The sequence below is a fragment of the Microcoleus sp. MON1_C1 genome, from assembly GCF_036701945.1.
In the GTDB taxonomy this organism is placed as follows: domain Bacteria; phylum Cyanobacteriota; class Cyanobacteriia; order Cyanobacteriales; family Microcoleaceae; genus Microcoleus.
This window is the reverse complement of sequence record NZ_JAUBRO010000001.1, coordinates 239,216-255,998: the sequence shown is the minus strand read 5'-3', so window position 1 is coordinate 255,998 and position 16,783 is coordinate 239,216. Positions and strand designations below refer to the sequence as shown.

At 45.8% G+C, this 16,783-nt stretch carries 15 protein-coding genes, 1 tRNA gene and 1 pseudogene; 6 read left to right on the top strand and 11 right to left on the bottom strand.

The genetic code is table 11. The annotated features are described in order from the left end of the window. Window positions 1-311: 311 nt before the first annotated feature. The 3 genes and pseudogenes from QUA62_RS00980 to QUA62_RS00970 form a co-directional block, all read right to left on the bottom strand. Window positions 312-638, bottom strand: a pseudogene (locus tag QUA62_RS00980) (transposase family protein); the annotation flags it as partial. Window positions 639-760: 122 nt separating this feature from the next. After that, a complete protein-coding gene (locus tag QUA62_RS00975; protein WP_333402035.1) occupies window positions 761-910 on the bottom strand; it encodes a transposase family protein in 150 nt (49 codons plus the stop codon). A gap of 30 nt (window positions 911-940) precedes the next feature. Next, window positions 941-1,099: a hypothetical protein gene (locus tag QUA62_RS00970; RefSeq protein ID WP_333401988.1), complete on the bottom strand. Its 159-nt coding sequence runs from the start codon at window positions 1,097-1,099 to the stop codon at window positions 941-943. A gap of 425 nt (window positions 1,100-1,524) precedes the next feature. On the opposite strand from QUA62_RS00970, the gene QUA62_RS00965 reads away from it, so the two are divergent. After that, complete coding sequence (locus tag QUA62_RS00965; protein ID WP_333401987.1) at window positions 1,525-2,295, top strand: hypothetical protein; 771 nt, start codon at window positions 1,525-1,527, stop codon at window positions 2,293-2,295. Between the two features lie 366 nt (window positions 2,296-2,661). After that, on the top strand, window positions 2,662-3,108 hold the full coding sequence (locus tag QUA62_RS00960; RefSeq protein WP_190656303.1) for a hypothetical protein: 447 nt from the start codon (window positions 2,662-2,664) through the stop codon (window positions 3,106-3,108). 225 nt (window positions 3,109-3,333) lie between these two features. On the opposite strand, the gene QUA62_RS00955 is transcribed toward QUA62_RS00960, so the two are convergent. After that, the gene (locus QUA62_RS00955; protein ID WP_333401986.1) at window positions 3,334-3,888 is read right to left on the bottom strand and encodes a cyclic nucleotide-binding domain-containing protein; all 555 of its coding nucleotides are present in this window, start codon (window positions 3,886-3,888) and stop codon (window positions 3,334-3,336) included. 330 nt (window positions 3,889-4,218) lie between these two features. After that, on the bottom strand, window positions 4,219-5,202 hold the full coding sequence (locus QUA62_RS00950) for a DUF1517 domain-containing protein (RefSeq protein WP_333401985.1): 984 nt from the start codon (window positions 5,200-5,202) through the stop codon (window positions 4,219-4,221). Between the two features lie 322 nt (window positions 5,203-5,524). Here QUA62_RS00950 and QUA62_RS00945 point away from each other — a divergent pair, with 322 nt between their 5' ends. The 4 genes from QUA62_RS00945 to QUA62_RS00930 all read left to right on the top strand — a co-directional run bounded on the left by QUA62_RS00945 (window position 5,525) and on the right by QUA62_RS00930 (window position 11,437). Continuing rightward, window positions 5,525-6,688, top strand: coding sequence for a transposase (locus QUA62_RS00945; protein WP_333401984.1), 1,164 nt, complete (start codon window positions 5,525-5,527; stop codon window positions 6,686-6,688). Window positions 6,689-7,277: 589 nt separating this feature from the next. Next, the gene (gene ltrA, locus QUA62_RS00940) at window positions 7,278-9,062 is read left to right on the top strand and encodes a group II intron reverse transcriptase/maturase (protein WP_333401983.1); all 1,785 of its coding nucleotides are present in this window, start codon (window positions 7,278-7,280) and stop codon (window positions 9,060-9,062) included. Between the two features lie 278 nt (window positions 9,063-9,340). Further along, window positions 9,341-10,324, top strand: a complete 984-nt coding sequence (hemB, locus tag QUA62_RS00935; RefSeq protein ID WP_333220217.1) for a porphobilinogen synthase — start codon at window positions 9,341-9,343, stop codon at window positions 10,322-10,324. Between the two features lie 624 nt (window positions 10,325-10,948). Then, a complete protein-coding gene (locus QUA62_RS00930) occupies window positions 10,949-11,437 on the top strand; it encodes a GNAT family N-acetyltransferase (protein ID WP_190656314.1) in 489 nt (162 codons plus the stop codon). Window positions 11,438-11,629: 192 nt separating this feature from the next. Here QUA62_RS00930 and QUA62_RS00925 read toward each other — a convergent pair whose 3' ends face one another. The 6 genes from QUA62_RS00925 to QUA62_RS00900 form a co-directional block, all read right to left on the bottom strand. After that, entirely contained in the window at window positions 11,630-12,565 is a 936-nt protein-coding gene (locus QUA62_RS00925; RefSeq protein WP_333401982.1) for a sensor histidine kinase, read from the bottom strand. A gap of 25 nt (window positions 12,566-12,590) precedes the next feature. Beyond that, a complete protein-coding gene (locus tag QUA62_RS00920) occupies window positions 12,591-13,181 on the bottom strand; it encodes an L-threonylcarbamoyladenylate synthase (protein ID WP_333401981.1) in 591 nt (196 codons plus the stop codon). Window positions 13,182-13,227: 46 nt separating this feature from the next. Beyond that, window positions 13,228-14,208 (bottom strand): HemK/PrmC family methyltransferase, encoded by a 981-nt coding sequence (locus tag QUA62_RS00915; protein ID WP_333401980.1) that lies wholly within the window; start codon window positions 14,206-14,208, stop codon window positions 13,228-13,230. A gap of 147 nt (window positions 14,209-14,355) precedes the next feature. Then, window positions 14,356-15,222, bottom strand: coding sequence for a Tic22 family protein (locus tag QUA62_RS00910; protein WP_333401979.1), 867 nt, complete (start codon window positions 15,220-15,222; stop codon window positions 14,356-14,358). Window positions 15,223-15,374: 152 nt separating this feature from the next. Then, a tRNA-Pro gene (locus QUA62_RS00905) sits at window positions 15,375-15,448 on the bottom strand. 493 nt (window positions 15,449-15,941) lie between these two features. Then, on the bottom strand, window positions 15,942-16,493 hold the full coding sequence (locus QUA62_RS00900; protein WP_190656386.1) for a GNAT family N-acetyltransferase: 552 nt from the start codon (window positions 16,491-16,493) through the stop codon (window positions 15,942-15,944). Window positions 16,494-16,783: the final 290 nt, after the last annotated feature.

Below are 16,783 nucleotides of genomic sequence, written 5' to 3'. Positions count from 1 at the left end.
ATTTATTAAATCAATTGCGACGGCCATTAATAGACATCTCCAATAACTGCCAAACCTTTTCCCCGCTTGGTTTCTTGTCCGAAGCTCGCTTCGAGTTTCGGACAAGAAACTAACAGTTAAATAAGGGTTTGAAGATTATATTAATCATAAATACCAATTTTTATGAGATTATTCTTACTATTTTTTCCGGTTTCTATCGATTTTTATTGACATATAAATATTGCACAAATCCGCCATCTCATTAATCCACATATGACCATAATTACTGGCTCGTAATTGCCAGATTTTAAGCGAAATCTCTCTGCTGCACACTAAATCTTCACCCACCTAATCATATGCTCTACTATTATTATTTTTTTAACATTCTGTTTATTGGCTTTTTTTTGAGCCTCTGTAATATCTTTACTTCGAGTTTTTTTGTGACGACTATCAATTAATAGTTCCCCTACATAAGCTTTGTCCCCTTGAAATTTGTACTCGGGATTCCATTCTTTTCGTCGGGAACGCCAAATTTTTATGTCTGCCGTTGTTCCAGTTTCTCCCACTACTACATCAACAATTTCTTCTCCGTTCGACCTTACAACTATTTGATTTTTTAAGGTAAGTTTTTTTTGCTTACCTGAATAGTATTTTTTTTGCTTTTTATAGTCTGTAAGTCTTTATCTTGGCTGTTCATAGCTATCTACAATCTACTCAAATTAACTCAATATTTCAATAACCCATTGCCATTCCGAATCATTTTTTTACCTATTCTAACTCTCTAAGCAGGCAACAGTTCTCTAAACACTTTTATACATTTGTGAAAGATATAATTAGCTGCTGACTCGCTGACTTTAAATTGAACTCCTAATATTTGAAATGTGGGAAGATGGTGTAAATATACCAAAGTCAGGAGAATTTGAGCGGCAATCTCTAATTTAGGTGGGCGACCATCTCCGCCTTAGATGATGCGAATTTTAGAATTATCTTGAACTTTTTTCTGCTGGTTATACAGATTTTCTGCGTGAGTAATTAGCCCTATAAGTTGGTCATACTTTAGCTCCAATAGCCCTGTAGTTTCTGAGGGATGTCTTTCTATGTGTTCGCGAAGTTGACTCATTCTTTTTACATAAATCTCTCTTATAATATATTTGCAATTTAACGATAGTTTGTTTTTTGGAGATGTCTATTATGGATGGGTTCAAGCCCGTGTATGTTCCTGGAACAAACCAGGCGTCTGGAAACCCTTGTCTCCCGGAGTATTACTAATCACTAATAAACTGGGTTCAATAGGACGATTTCTTAACTGTCACACCTTATGAATCCATAGCTAAACAAGCTACCCCAAATCTCAACTACCTTCCACGATTGAGGGAGAGCAAGTATTTGTGGGAAAAAACAGGTTTATCGCAACCCTTGGCCTGCATTGTTACTCATAACTAATGAACCGGGATTAATAGGACGCTCACTTAACTGTCACAGTTTATTACTCCAGACCTAAAGCACCTACCCACAATCAAAACAACATTCCACCAAGGCATCGCTATGTATTACTCTTTCGCAGGTTTTGGTGCCGTCACAGGCATATTTTTGCTGCTAGTTTTTGCCATTCTGCAATGGCTGCACGTCTCCGCTGGCAGTTTTATTGATTGGGTAATTGCCATTGCTATTTTTGAATGGCTGTTGCTGATAGTTACAGTTCCCTGGAATATCCATTTTGAAGCTAAAGAAGTTTTAGCGCAAGCCGCAGAATCGACTAAAAAAAACATTGCTGTCGATCGGGAACAACTCCAATACGTTACTGTATTAGTTAGCCGATCGCTCTTGGCGGCGATCGCACTTCACCTGTTTAGCGCGATCGCACTTTACGCCCTAGCCGCCGCCGGAATTAGTGCTGTTGGCTATCTCAGTTCCGGTGCTGCACTGCTGTTAACTGTACTGCGTCCAGCTATCCGAGGTTATCAGTATTTAGCCCAGCGGCTGACAACTATCCGCAGCCAATTTTTGTACCCCCGCGAAGATATTGTCGAACTCCGCAGCCGCTTTGCAGAATTAGAATCTACAGTTAGAAATTTGACCGATCAATTAAATTCAGACGATCCGAATTCGTGGGCGGCTGCCCAAAATCGGGAACGGGAAGCTATCAGAAGGCAATTAACTAATGTAGCTGCATCTCTACAATCTTTGCAAGCGACAAATCAGGCAGAACACACTAAACTCGCAAGAGATGCAGAAAGTGCGATCGCCCAACTCACCGATGACGGACAATTTCTCAACCACGTCCGCGAAATCATCCGCTTCTTTAAAGAATCGTAAAGTCAGACGACTTTAGATTAAAGAATTGAATAATTGGGAATGACTGATGACTATCGAGCTTGAGAACTGGCCTACCGTAAAATTCTGGTTCTAAACTGCTATCATTAGTCATTAGTACAATTCCCAATCCTCAACCGGCAATGGCCACTTCCCTATCTTTAGATAGATGCCAAATAGTCGCCGATAGTAAAAATTTAAATAAAAACAGAATTTTATCAGTCTTCAGGAAGAGTCCATCAAGGTATTTTCCCTCACAGCAATTTTTCGCAAACTATAACCAAAGATAGTTTGTGAATGAGCTAGCTTGGGCATAATATTTAAACATAGCGCAAAGACCTTTTTGAAAAGATAACTCAGGAATAAATCATGACTAATCGCCAACCAACACCGCCCGAGAGAGAAATTAGCAAAGCAACACCCGCCGACGAAGAAATCGAAGCTAATATGGAAGCCCCCCACTACGACAGGGGCATTACTCCTGCGGAGACAGCAGCGCGGCAAGAACGCGAAGGCGCTAACTTCATGCACACAACCACCGAAGGAAAGCAGAAAGCTGCAAAGACTGATGACCAAACCGATGACGAAAGCATTCACACTACAGATGGTTATACAGTAGACAAAGAAGGTCTGGTTAACAATTACGCGATCGAGCCGGAAATGTACATCAACGAACCGGGCGATTTGAGAGAAAAAGAGGAAGCTGAAGCCGCAGAACGCGCTCGAATTCTCGCAGAAGTGAAAGATAAAAAAGGCGAGGAAGGAAAACTGACAATGGATGCAGACACTCGCGGTAAAGGCCCGGGCATTATCTAGATTATGTGGTTGGTAGTTGCGTTTCAGCGCGCGAAATTGCAACTGCAAACCCAAGGGGCGGGTTTTTATAGTTCCGGCAGTTATTGCTCGATATTTCCGGTACAACCCGCCCGTGTTGTGTTTTGCACATCGGTTTTTTGAGTGGAGAGGTTACATCGTACATCTCTCAATTACCGTATCAATGGGCAAGTTTTCACACCCAGCTCAAAAAAGCCTTAAAATTCCTCAAGCTTTAACATTTTCCCTCAGCCAATTAAACTTAGCCTCAGCTAGCGCCAAATTTTCCAGGACGTTAGGATTGATATCCTCTCGTTCAAATTCTGGTTGATCTAATTCAATATTGCGACCGTATTCTATATGTCTGATCGTACCGCGCATTCTGTCTGCCAGACACAGTGAAATTCCATAATAAAACCGGGAAGCGAAGCCCATATCGTTTTGAAGTTTGATTACTAACTGCCGCCTAGGAATTGCCAGCAAGTGAGTTTCTTCGATCGCCTTCACCGTTGCCAAAGGAGGGCGAGCGTCAATGAAAGAGACTTCTCCCACCAGTTCTCCGCTGGCTATTTGAGCGAGTTCTCTAGTCCGCTCAGCCTCGATCAAAACGCTCAAACTCCCATTCAAAACAATGTATAGCGCATCGATCTGTCTCCCTTCATGGATCAAAACCCCGCCCGGATCGAGAACTTCCTTTTTGCCTTTTTGGACGATCCAGTTGATATCGTCATTATTTAACTGGCTCAAAATAAAAAGTGCTTTTTTTCTGCTGCTGTCGGCCATAAGTTTTAGCTCTCGATCCCTTCTTCTTTCATATATAATTTAGATGGCGCGCGGTCGCAACTTCTTCCGAAGCAGTCCTCGCTCAATACAGTTTTTTTATCCTGCCTAACTTCTTCGCAAAACCCATCTCAGGCCGGCTTTGCCCGTAGCAGATGAATCAGGCTGAATGATAATCTCTCAATACTAGCATTTGTTAAACAATCTTCTTTAACTCGATCGACCTCAAAAAACTCGTGTAAAATTCGCGTCTCAAAACCAATGGGGTTCACCCGCCCAGCTTAGCTGCAGGATGGGGCGCGGCAGACAATACTCCGCGCCCAGTCTTGCTCACTAAATCGATCGCAAATCAGGATAGCCGGCCAACATATCGTCAGCAGTCAGAGTGTCCCCGTTGGCTTGAGGAGTCCACAGCACCTCAATCGCCAGCAACTGCTCGCTCGATACTCCCCCAATCTGGCGCAAAGCTTGGCGCAAATCTTCAGAATTTTTCACGGCTGGCAATTGCAATTTACCTTGAGTACCGACAATCACCGTTACCACAATAAATTCCCCGGGATCAGAATTCAAATCAGAAGCAACCAGCGCACCATTTTCCTGCAAACCTGGCAGGATATTGCTGCTCCCTGCTTGCCGGAGCTGATTGTTATAATTCGAGAGCGTTTCTTCAGTAAATTTACTGCGTTCTGCCAAAGAAAATTGATTAAACTTAGCTTCGGCTGCTTCCAAACGAGTTTGCACAGATTCAGCGCCCGCGTAAGCCCAGTATTCAGGATGCCGCAGCAGCGCCAGAGTAGATTCTTGCAGCACTTGAGCGCGACCCGTAGCGGTATCGGTATCCGCTTTTAGCGCTAGGGCGTCGAGTTCGGCTTGCAAACCGCGGGCCTCTGCTAGCAAACCAACTTGCAAGCGGGCGACAGATACGGTAGTAGTGGGGGCGCTGGTGCCGAGTTCGTCAGTTCCGCCCCCGGCGCGGCGGAAGCTTTGGACGAGGAAATTAGCGATCGAGATAAAAATCAAAATCGAGAACAGGCCGCCAAACCCGCCCCCAAAGCCAAAAAACGGCAGCAAGAACGGGAAACCGAAGCCGCCGCCAAAGCCGCCGCCCGGGTAGTAACCCCCTCCCGACGGCGCGTAAGTGCGACTCGGGGATGAGTAACTGCGCGCTGGAGCACTAAAAGATCCGCCACCGATGCGTCCTCCGCTGCGGGCAGCCAGAGCTCCATCAGCGTTACCGAGGGCTAGCGTCAGTACCAGACCGATCGCAAATAGTGGTTTCAAAAGGGGTTTCATCTTTGAAATTAGTTGCTTGTACATAAGACCGTTACTATTCGATACATTTATAATTTACAGTCTATCCTCGCTTCTGGGCAGCCTGGTTATAGGTATGAAGCCAGCGAGATATCCGTACCAACCGATCCTGCAAGCACCGGCACCGGCTCAGTCTGGCAACGGGAAAGGCCCGAAAGCACTTGCATCCCTGACGAAGAATAATGGACATCGCGCGTTTTACCAAAATAATTGGGTTTAAAGCCCCCTCCTTCTAGGACGGCTTTAATTTCGACCGTAATGTGTAAAAAGTTATAAAGTAAACACATTTTATAGACATAGTGTTTTAGAGGTGTGATAGGATACTTGCATGATCGTATTAGAGTTTAAGTTGAAAGGCAAAAAGCAGCAATACCGAGTCATAGACGAAATGATTCGGACAGCTCAATTTGTCAGAAATAAAACTCTTAGATACTGGAGCGAAAATCAAGGAGTTAAGCTGATTGACCTATACAAACAGTGTGTCATCATGGCCAAAGAGTTTGAATGGGCAGGCAAACTTAACTCGATGGCGCGTCAAGCTTCTGCTGAACGTGCCATTTTTGCTATCCAACGTTTTTTCGCCAATTGTAAAGCCAAGAAACCAGGGAAAAAAGGATACCCGCAGTTCAAAAAACATACTCGTTCCGTAGAATACAAGACATCAGGTTGGAAGCTTTCTTCCAACAAGAAATGTTTAACATTTACGGACGGTTTTGCTGCTGGAACTTTCAAGTTAGTCGGCAGTCGGGATTTGCATTTTTATGCACCCAGCGAGATTAAGCGAGTTAGGGTGATTCGGCGTGCAGACGGTTACTACACTCAGTTTTGTATCGATGTGGAACGAATAGGGGAATCTATTTCCACTGGTAAAGCTATTGGCATAGATGTGGGATTAAACCATTTCTATACCGACAGTGATGGTGACACAGTTCCCAACCCTCGCTATCTCCGCAAAAACGAAAAAGCTTTAAAACGATTGCAGAAACGAGTTTCTCGAAAGAAGAAGGGTTCTAGCAATCGTAAAAAAGCGATTAACAAGTTAGGAAGAAAACACCTTTATGTCAGCAGGCAGCGCAAAGACTTCGCCGTTAAGACGGCGTTGTGCGCGGTAAAATCTAGCGATTTTGTGTCCTACGAAGACCTTCAGGTGAAGAATATGGTTAAGAACCACAAGCTTGCCAAATCAATTAGCGATGCAGCGTGGGATCAATTTGCTCAATGGTTGCAATATTTTGGGAAAATATACGGTAAAACAGTAATTGCTGTCGCCCCTCAATACACTTCCCAAGATTGTTCAGCCTGTGGCAAGAGCGTCAAAAAATCGCTATCAACTAGAACCCATATTTGTTGTTGTGGCGCGGTATTAGATCGGGATCACAACGCCGCGATTAACATTTTGGAAAAAGGATTGAAGCAAGCAGGAATCAGTTTAAATACGGTGGGGCACGCCGAAATAAACGCTTGGGGACAGAACGTGCGAATCGTTGGCTAGAAACCAGTCCTATAAAGGATTAGGGGGATTAGCCGCAAGGAACAGAACCTTGACAACTGAATGACCATGTAGGTGAGAATCAGTACCCTAGAACATTCAAATCCTACCCCGCAGGTGCAGCGGTGAAAGCATCTCCCCTACGGTAGCGACTAGCCATCAATCCGTAAAGCGGGGAGAAAAGGTGTTATTACTGACAGCCTAAGTCGGTAAGCACCGAGCAAAAATACCCATGAGTAAAAGCAACTGCTTGAAGATACGCCTGAATCGTCGTGACCCAAAACCAGCGAAATAAGGCTTTTTGCGCTGGAGCCAAAAGGCAAAGGATAAGGAATTGGCAAATGATCTGTTGACCAATCAGCACTTCCTATAAACCCGGCGAATAGTATCACTCTAAAGGTACATAGTATGGTCATTCGGAACGAGATAACCTCTCGTCTGCTCTCAGGTGGTCGAATCCCTGTAGTAGGTGCTAACCGTATGCAGCGAGTAGGAAAGATTGGGTCAGAAGCTTAAAGCCTGGGGTAATGCCCAGGATATGCAGACGGACTCACGGTGATTTGGAAGGAAAAGTCTTAAGTAGTGAGTAAAAATGTCTAAAACGAGTTTAAAGACTACGGTGGAATGGAACCAAGTGAACTGGCGAAAGCTAGAACGTAAGGTTTATAAGCTCCAAAAGAGAATTTTTCAAGCCTCTCAACGTGGTGATGTAAAAGCATTACGCAGACTCCAAAAGACGTTGATGAAGTCTTGGTCAGCAAAGGTGTTAGCGGTTCGTAGAGTAACCCAGGATAATACTGGCAAGAAAACGGCAGGAGTGGACGGGGTGAAATCCTTGTCCCCAGCAGCACGTTTGAAGCTAGTAAATAATCTAAAACTGGGGTCTAAGGTTAGTCCGACTAGGCGAGTATGGATTCCCAAGCCTGGGACGGAAGAGAAACGACCATTAGGCATACCTACAATGGAAGACCGAGCCTTGCAAGCGCTGGTCAAACTGGCACTAGAACCAGAATGGGAAGCGCGATTTGAACCTAACTCATACGGGTTCAGACCTGGACGCTCATGCCAAGATGCGGTGGAAGCAATTTTTAATTCAACTCGGAAAAAGCCGAAATTCGTGCTTGATGCCGATATTTCCAAATGTTTCGACCGTATCGACCAGGAAGCACTGCTGAGAAAATTAAATACATTCCCTACCATTCATCGACAAGTTCGAGCCTGGTTAAAAGCGGGAGTGATGGATGGAGAGCAGTTATTCCCAACATCCGAGGGTACACCACAGGGCGGGGTCATTTCTCCGTTATTGGCAAATATCGCCCTACACGGTATGGAAGAACGAATCAAACAGTATGCAGAAACCCTGCCTACCAAAAGAGGAAAGAATAGACTCGACAATTACAGAAGTCTCAATCTGATTCGTTATGCCGATGACTTCGTGATCATTCACGAAGATATAGCCGTTGTCCAAAGATGCAAGGAAATAATTTCCGAATGGTTACAAGGCATGGGTCTGGAATTAAAACCTAGCAAAACGAGGCTTACCCATACCCTTAAACGGTATGAGCAAGAAGAACCAGGATTTGATTTCCTAGGTTTTACGATACAACAATTCCCTGTAGGAAAGTATCACTCGAAACAAGGTTTTAAGACAATCATCACCCCAAGTAAGCAGAAGCAAAAGGTACACTACGACCAAATCGCTAGAGTTATTGAAGCCCACAAGGCAGCACCGCAAGCGGCGCTAATCAGCCATTTAAACCCAATTATCCGGGGATGGGCTAACTACTATGCGACTGTAGTAAGTAAGGTTGCTTACTCAGATATTGATAACCTCATGTACCAAAAGTTAAGAGCTTGGGCAAAACGCCGTCACCTCAACCAGAATGGGGAATGGGTATCAAAAAGATATTGGCACCCAATAAACGGTGATAACTGGGTATTCGCAACCAGGAAAGAAGGGTCAAACTCTCTTCGGTTACTAAACCATGCCGACACTCCAATAGTGCGTCATGTGAAAGTTAAAGGCGAATTGTCTCCATACGACGGCAACCTGGTTTACTGGAGTACAAGAATGGGTAATAACCCAGAAATGCCAAATAAGGTAGCTAAACTCCTGAAAAAGCAAAAAGGGAAATGTACTCACTGTGGCTTGTTTTTCCGTGAAGACGATGTGATGGAAATTGACCACAGAATCCCTAAATCGCAAGGTGGAAAGGATTCTTACGATAATTGGCAACTCCTTCACAGACATTGCCACGACACAAAGACAGCTATCGATGGCAGTCTCGGCAACCAATCTGGCTGCAATAGTGCCAAGCCTAAGTCCACCAGAAGACTTGAAAAAGTCGATGATAAATGGACAATGAGGTATGCGTAACAAGCACCAAATCATTGAGGAGCCGTGTGAGGTGAAAGTCTCATGCACGGTTTTGAAGACCAGCGGGACTGGTGACAGTCTCGCTGAGTTTAATGATCTCTACTCATTGGTGGTAACATCAACGAGCAAATCGACTGACTGAACCAAGAATCCTCGCGCCTTCAGGCGCCCGGAGTGTCAATTAAGTACAGGGCGATCGGTCAACAATAAGCTCTAGACTTTTAAAGAAACGCCGCGAGTCCAAGAAAACAGGGCTTTATCTACCGTAAAAAAACATTATGTTTCCAACTCACCGCCCCCGCCGCCTCCGCAACCATCCCCAACTCCGCCGGATGGTACGCGAAAATATCTTGACAACCAGCGATTTAATTTACCCCCTATTTGCCGTACCGGGGGAAGCTTTTGCTAAAGAAGTCACATCGATGCCGGGAGTTTACCAGCTATCGGTAGACAAAATAGTAGAAGAAGCAAAAGAAGTCTACGACCTCGGCATTCCCGCTATTATTTTATTCGGCATTCCCGCAGATAAAGACACAGACGCGACAGGTGCTTGGCACGACTGCGGCATCGTCCAACAAGCGACGGAAGCAGTTAAAAAAGCCGTACCAGATTTAATCGTCATCGTCGATACTTGTCTGTGCGAATATACCAGTCACGGTCACTGCGGCTATTTGGAAGTCGGAGATTTAAGCGGCCGCGTCTTGAACGATCCCACACTAGAATTGCTGAAGAAAACCGCAATTGCTCAAGCTAAAGCTGGTGCAGATATTATCGCGCCTTCGGGAATGATGGACGGTTTTGTCGGAGCAATTCGCCAAGGACTGGACTCCGCTGGATTTGAAGATATTCCCATCATGTCTTACGCGGCAAAATACGCCTCAGCTTATTATGGCCCGTTCCGGGATGCTGCAGATTCTGCTCCGCAATTTGGCGATCGGCGCACCTATCAAATGGACCCCGGAAACGGTCGCGAAGCTCTTAAAGAAATTGCTCTCGACATTGCCGAAGGCGCAGATATGCTCATGGTTAAACCCGCTTTAGCTTATATGGACATCATCTGGCGCGTGAAGGAAGCAACTAACCTACCAGTTGCTGCTTACAACGTTTCTGGGGAATATGCGATGGTGAAAGCCGCCGCCCTCAACGGTTGGATAGATGAAGAAAGAGTAGTGATGGAAACTTTGACAGGATTCAAGCGTGCTGGTACTGATTTGATTTTGACTTATCACGCCAAAGACGCCGCCCGCTGGCTGAAAAACTGATTCATATCATTTCCGGTTACACCGGAATGATGTTGACGGTTGACGGTTGACGGTTGACTGTTCACTGTCAACCGTCAACCGTCAACCGTGAACTCGAATTTACTATTCCGATGCTAACGGATTTGATATCACTTGATTTGAGATTAGAGATTAAAGAATTGACTCCACAGCACAATCTTCGGGTGTTCCCGTGGAGTCAACACATCTCTCGATCGATAGATGATTTTTGAGCCATTACGGCATATATTAAGCTCTCAGTTACGCATTAAGAATTTCAGAAACCGGGTTTTTTGTCAGTGCGGTGGGCTGTAACTACAAAAAAATTGGTTTCTCTGTAAGCGAACTCTAAACCCATACCAAATCAGTCATTCGCATCTAAAATCTCAACTCTCAAATCTCAAATGGTAGGAATTATAAGTTGGGAATTTTGAGTCAAAAACTTTTTTACAAGATTTACCCCAAAAAGTATTAATAATCACCGAAATTAGTTAGAAAATATGTCTGAATAAAAATAGTTTTGTAAATGGGGAATTAAATCATTGATTGTTCCCAAGCAAAATCAACTATACCCGCTAAGACAGTAAAAGTAACAAAGTTTAGATACAACTTGAAGGAAGATTGAGCATGACATCAACGACTAGGGATTCCAGTCACATTCAATTTTGTATAGGTCGCGATCGCGCAGACATCGCACAGATCCAAGAACTATTTAAAGCCGCCGCCTTTTGGGCGAGGGAACGCAAGATAGAAGATTGGGAAATTGCGATCGCCAACAGCGAACCAGTTGTTACAGTTTGGGACGGCTCACGCGCGATCGGCTTTGCCAGAGCCACCTCAGACGGGATCTATCGAGCTACCATCTGGGATGTCGCCATTCACCCGGATTACCAAGGTGCAGGACTCGGCCGTAAATTAGTGCAAACCGTCTTGAGTCACCCTCGAATGTGCCGAGTAGAGCGAGTTTACCTGATGACAACTTACAAACAAAGCTTCTACGAGCGCATCGGTTTTCAGCAAAACGCTAGCACCACCATGGTACTTGAAAATCAGCTTCTAGAAGAGAATCTCGAATTAGAAATTAGCAACGGCGAATTGCTAACTGCTAATTGTTAAATAATCACCAGATTGGCACCAAAATCTATAATATGTAGGGTGCGTAAGGGCGCACCTTACTCCCTATAAATAATTTCCTTCTTTCATCTTCCCTCGAACCTCTTCCCCACCTCCGTTAAATCTGTTAAATCCTTTGCCATCTTCCCGAACTCCGCTACATCCGGTAGATTGCTCGTGGCCGAACTTCCTCCATCACAAAGTTGCCAAAGGAATAGAACACTGAGTCCGGTTAAAATTGCACTCTTCGGACTCAGAAGGCACAGCCAGAACCTCCAACTTTCCGCTCATCAAACTTAAAAGAGTCTGATTCATCAATAACCTCATTCCAGAAGACACCTGAGAATTATCGCTGCTCTTGGTAATATCACACTCCAAATCGTGCTTCAGCAAATCCCAAGACTCGCTCCAAGCACTCACTGAACGCTGATCGTCCACCCAAATGTGAACGTATCCAGATTCCGGCGAAGCATGGGCAGAAACAGAAATACTCCCCTCCTCCATCTGAGCAACAGCAGTATCTACCAAATTGACTAAAACTTGCCTAAACCTCGGCAAATCTGCCAATACATAAATCCCCGGATCTGGCGGCAATATCTCCAAACGAATGCCGCGATTAGCAGCTTGCAAGTAAGTTAAATCATCAACCTCGTCAAAAACCTTAGCTAACTGAATCGGCTCAATCTCCATCCTTTCAGTGCCGTGTTCAGTTTTAGCAACAGAGATAATTTCATCTATCAATTTCACCAGCTTGAGTGCCGCGACGTGAGCTTGCTCGACAAACTCTCGTTCCTCAGCAGGATCGTCGCACAAATCCGAGAGAATTAATTGCAGCGTACCAATCATAGTGCTCAGGGGCGATCGCAACTCGTGAGAAGTTCGAGCCAAAAAACCCGCCTTAAATTGGCTCATCTCCGATGCCATCTGATAAGCCAATTGAGTTTGCTTAAGTTGGTCAGAAAGGGCATCAAACTTCTCTAAGTGAATTTCTTGAGGAGGTGGGGCTATATTGGGCGCAGGTTCGGGCTGTTGCGAGCTTTTTTGCCGCAGACGCCAAATCAAACTGCTTCCCAAACCCAGCCCCAGTCCCATACCTAAATATATAAAGTCGCTCCAGCCGATCGGCGCCATATTGCTTTGCCTTGGAGTTTAGCTTTTAGCATTCTAACTCGATCGTGCCTTGTCGCAAGATTTCCCAATCGCTGCCAGTCCATTTAGCCACAGTGGAAGGCAAACTCGAAGCTGTTGTCGCTGTTAATTCAGAAGGAACTAATGTCAAGACTTCGGGAAACTGAGCCTCAATTTCTGTCACAGACTCCAGAGGCGGCTGACCGGATAAATTAGCACTGGTAGTAGCCAAAGGGCCTGTCTGCTCTAAAATCTTTAGGGCCAGGGGAAGGTTAGGCACTCGTACTCCGATTGTAGTTGGGTCGATGGGATTCATCGCCGCCGGGACTTTTGGCGAAGCCGGCAGCACCAAAGTTAACGCCCCCGGCCAATAGGATTCGGCTACTTGCTGCCACAAGTTTAACTCTGCTGGACTTCCCTGCACGTAGGGCCACAAGGCCTGGGCCGATGCAGCCATCAAAATCAGCGGTTTGTCTTGACTGCGACGTTTAGCTGCAAAAATCAACTCCGAGCGATCGGGCCGCGCAGCCAAAGCGGGTACAGTATCTGTAGGAAAACTGACGATATGATTGCCAGAAATTGCCCCTTGAACTAGGGCATCGATCGAAACTTGTGTCATGCCATTTTAGATTTTAGATTTGAGAATTTTGGCATATTCTTGAAACCTAAAGACGGTAGGCTAAGGCAAACCGATCGATTCCTGCTAAATCAGAAAATATCTGAACTTCACCGTAACTCCCGTGACTTTGCAGCATATCAGCTACCGCCTCAGCTTGTCCCGCCATCATCTCCACCAACCAAACTCCCCCGGATTCTAAATAATCGGGAGCCGTTTCTACCAAATGCCGGATGCACTCTAACCCGTCAAAACCGCCGTCTAAGGCCAGATGAGGTTCGTGTCGGACAACCTCCGGTTCCAGACTCAGCACCGTGCTGCTGGGAATGTAAGGCGGGTTAGACACCATGCCGCTGACTTGACCTTTGAGAAATGCTAGCGGTTCCCACCAAAAACCTTGATAAAAATTAATTCGCGATCCAAAACCCAAATTCTCAGCATTCAGTCGGGCAACTGCCAAAGCTTCCGAACTGCAATCTACTGCATAAACCGTAGCATTTGTCAACGCAGAAGCCAAGCCGATCGCGATCGCCCCGCTGCCCGTCCCCAAATCCACCCAATGCGATTTGGCAAATTCTCCCCCCCGGAGCTCGGATAAGTTTAAATCTTCTCCCCCCCTTACTAAGGGGGGGTTGGGGGGGGTAGATTTTTGATTGATATTTTCTGCTTCTAAACGGCTTTTAACAGCTTCTACAGCCAAATCGATCAGCAATTCCGTTTCAGGACGCGGAATTAGCACCACAGGCGTTACTTTGAGCGAAAAATGCCGCCAATGTGCAACTCCCGTTAAATACTGCACCGGCACCCGTTCTTGCAAGCGCCGCTGCCACAATTGAGCAAGTTCAGATAAAGACAACTTTAATTCTATTTTTGGCAAATCTTTAAACGACTCCAAACGCAGAGCCAACCTATCCAAACCAGCCAGCTCTTGCAACAGCCAGTCGATTTCTGCTAGGGGAATGTCATAGGCGATCGCCTCGGTTTTAGCTTGATTCATCCACTGCCAAACCTCTAAACCAGAAACTAACATAAGACTTTGTAATAATTGCTAATTGCTAATTGCTAATTGTTAATTGCTAATTGTTAATTCGTAAATAGTAGGTTGAGTCGAGAAACCCAACCTACTAATTAATGACTGATAACAGATGACTAATGACTGATGACTGCTGGCTAACTATTAGCGAGCCGGTCGAGCTGGAGCCGGAGAGGCAGGAGCCGGCCGAGCTGGAGCCGGAGAGGCAGGAGCCGGCCGAGCTGGAGCCGGAGCAACCTGTGGATTTTGGCCCGCACCAGCAGGTTGGAGCGATCGCACAAATTCCAGCGACTCCCGCGACGGAATCAAAATCATTTGGGTCAAAAACGGGTCGTTCTCAGTACGCAAAGCTTCCAAAACGCTCTCCAAGTTCACCACCTCAATCTTAATTGTGGCTGTCACGTTGGGCTGCTGCTGCTTAAAACGATCGACCATTCCCTGTAAATCCTCCTTGTTAAAAAACAAGGGAATCACCTCTTGCTGACCCCGCTGAATCGTCAAATAACCATTTTCTGCGCCGCCTCTTGCCAAAAATAGAGGTACACCGTTGAACTCGTTAACTTGTTGACCAGTCTGTTGAAGTACAGTTTTAGCCGACTGCACCTGCTGCGGAGCCGGAACGAAAGCAAATTGCACTTCTTCCGGCTTGCCTTTATTTGCTTGAGTGATCTGATAAATTTCGCCCAGGGATACTGGCATCACGCGCACCGAGGCAGCCAACTGAGGATTTCTGGTTTTCAGTTGATCGACAAAAGCTTGAGCATCTTTCTGGCTGATGAAAATTCCCGCCACGGAAGCATTACCAGTTTGACCCTGACCCTGCTTGGGAACAGAAGCGATCAGGGGCGCACCCTGAGCGTCTGTAATCGTAAATACTGGCACCGAGCGCAATTTTTCCAAAATTTGCGGCTCCGGCAGTGCCAGTGCAGACATCTTGCCAATGGGGGAGGGGCCCAGCAGAGTGCTGCCGACAATTCCCAATATTGCGCCCAAACGAACTAATGATTTCATGTTTTTTCCATCAGGAGCGATCCTGAAACACATTAACGCAAAGACTGGCGACTTAACACGATCGGCAAAAACTGCCTCAATTTGTTTTCATTTTGACGAAATGTAAACATCAGAGACAGTTCTGCTTCAATCTATTATTTAACATTGTGCGATCGGGATGACAGGATTTGAACCTGCGACATCCTGCTCCCAAAGCAGGCGCGCTACCAAACTGCGCTACATCCCGGTGGTATAGTTAGCTAACCTCTAACCATTAACACACAAAACCGCTTGCTTGTCAAGCTTTATTAAATATTTAGCTCTTGATGCAGCTAAGGCGAAGTTTTTTTCAGGTTGTGCTGTTTGACCCCACCCAAAAACCGATACCAGCCCCTGACTGCTATCGTGAGCTGCTCACAATTTTAGACCCTAGTTCAATCTCCCAGATTCATCTGTGGAATAAATCTCAAATCTCAAATAGTTCCTTCGATTGAGGGCAACTCCACTGACGGGGACTTGGCTCCTCGACTGAGCGCCGATGGTCTGAGCGCTCGCCGAAGTCTCACGCCGCAGTCTCAAATCTCAAATTGACTGACAATACTTGCACAACTTCATAACGGCGCTGGTGCCGAGATACATCAAAGCCTAACTGACCACAGCGCACAGGTGCATTCGGTGTTGGCAGCGTCAATATTGTATTGTATATCCTCAACAAATCAACGCCGACCTGCACCTGTGAGCTAATCAGGATACCAAAACATACCTTTAATCCCCTCTGGATCGGACATAAAGCCCAAATTGCGGTAAAAATCCACCACCTGAGGGTCAGCAAATAAGGTAATGTTGCTGATATCTTCACTGCGGAGTTTTTTAATGATGTATTTCATCAGCGCCTTGCCCATGCCTTTGCCCTGGTAGTCGGGATGAACTACCACATCCCAAAGCGTGGCATTAAAAGCATGGTCTGAAGTCGCTCTGGCGAAACCCACCAGCCGTCGCTGGCTGCCCCGCATCTCCCACATAGAGACGACTAGGAAGCTGTGCTGAATTGCTTTTTTGACTTTACGCAGGGGACGGCGGGACCAACCCACTGCATTACAAAGTTCTTCGAGTTCGTAGAGGTCAATGTCCCGATCGCAACTGAAAAAGATGCGAGCGTTGCCGCTGGCGGGTTTGCGAAACGTTGGGGAAAGCGGATCGCCTAACCCAACAGCCACATCTTCCTCAATTTCCGGTGTTTGGGGTACAGAGGCAGACTCAGAACTACTAAATAAGTTTTTCCAAAAACCCATGCAGGCGCGGTTAAGGTAGTAGAAGTTGGACGACGAGAAAGAGAACCCGACAGATAAACCCACTCCGATCGGCGTGGGATGAATTGCCGGTAGCCTCTTGAGGAACAGTTTACGGTACACTCATCTTACGCCGAAAACAGGGATTTGTCGTCCAACATTGAGTCTGCGCTTTTTTGATTCTTGATTCTCGTCAAGTTTCGTATAACTGTTCTGCTAGCCAGTGCGCGGACAACCCGCTTTTAAGGTAAAATTTGTTGCCGAACCAGGACAGAGGCATTTTGGGAAGTGCT

What these genes read in the sequence shown, in the direction of transcription:
- QUA62_RS00970 (WP_333401988.1), bottom strand. Translation starts at nt 1,099, where the DNA reads ATGAGTCAACTTCGCGAACACATAGAAAGACATCCCTCAGAAACTACA.
- QUA62_RS00965 (WP_333401987.1), top strand. Translation starts at nt 1,525, where the DNA reads ATGTATTACTCTTTCGCAGGTTTTGGTGCCGTCACAGGCATATTTTTG.
- QUA62_RS00960 (WP_190656303.1), top strand. Translation starts at nt 2,662, where the DNA reads ATGACTAATCGCCAACCAACACCGCCCGAGAGAGAAATTAGCAAAGCA.
- QUA62_RS00955 (WP_333401986.1), bottom strand. Translation starts at nt 3,888, where the DNA reads ATGGCCGACAGCAGCAGAAAAAAAGCACTTTTTATTTTGAGCCAGTTA.
- QUA62_RS00950 (WP_333401985.1), bottom strand. Translation starts at nt 5,202, where the DNA reads ATGTACAAGCAACTAATTTCAAAGATGAAACCCCTTTTGAAACCACTA.
- QUA62_RS00945 (WP_333401984.1), top strand. Translation starts at nt 5,525, where the DNA reads ATGATCGTATTAGAGTTTAAGTTGAAAGGCAAAAAGCAGCAATACCGA.
- ltrA (WP_333401983.1), top strand. Translation starts at nt 7,278, where the DNA reads ATGTCTAAAACGAGTTTAAAGACTACGGTGGAATGGAACCAAGTGAAC.
- hemB (WP_333220217.1), top strand. Translation starts at nt 9,341, where the DNA reads ATGTTTCCAACTCACCGCCCCCGCCGCCTCCGCAACCATCCCCAACTC.
- QUA62_RS00930 (WP_190656314.1), top strand. Translation starts at nt 10,949, where the DNA reads ATGACATCAACGACTAGGGATTCCAGTCACATTCAATTTTGTATAGGT.
- QUA62_RS00925 (WP_333401982.1), bottom strand. Translation starts at nt 12,565, where the DNA reads ATGGCGCCGATCGGCTGGAGCGACTTTATATATTTAGGTATGGGACTG.
- QUA62_RS00920 (WP_333401981.1), bottom strand. Translation starts at nt 13,181, where the DNA reads ATGACACAAGTTTCGATCGATGCCCTAGTTCAAGGGGCAATTTCTGGC.
- QUA62_RS00915 (WP_333401980.1), bottom strand. Translation starts at nt 14,208, where the DNA reads ATGTTAGTTTCTGGTTTAGAGGTTTGGCAGTGGATGAATCAAGCTAAA.
- QUA62_RS00910 (WP_333401979.1), bottom strand. Translation starts at nt 15,222, where the DNA reads ATGAAATCATTAGTTCGTTTGGGCGCAATATTGGGAATTGTCGGCAGC.
- QUA62_RS00900 (WP_190656386.1), bottom strand. Translation starts at nt 16,493, where the DNA reads ATGGGTTTTTGGAAAAACTTATTTAGTAGTTCTGAGTCTGCCTCTGTA.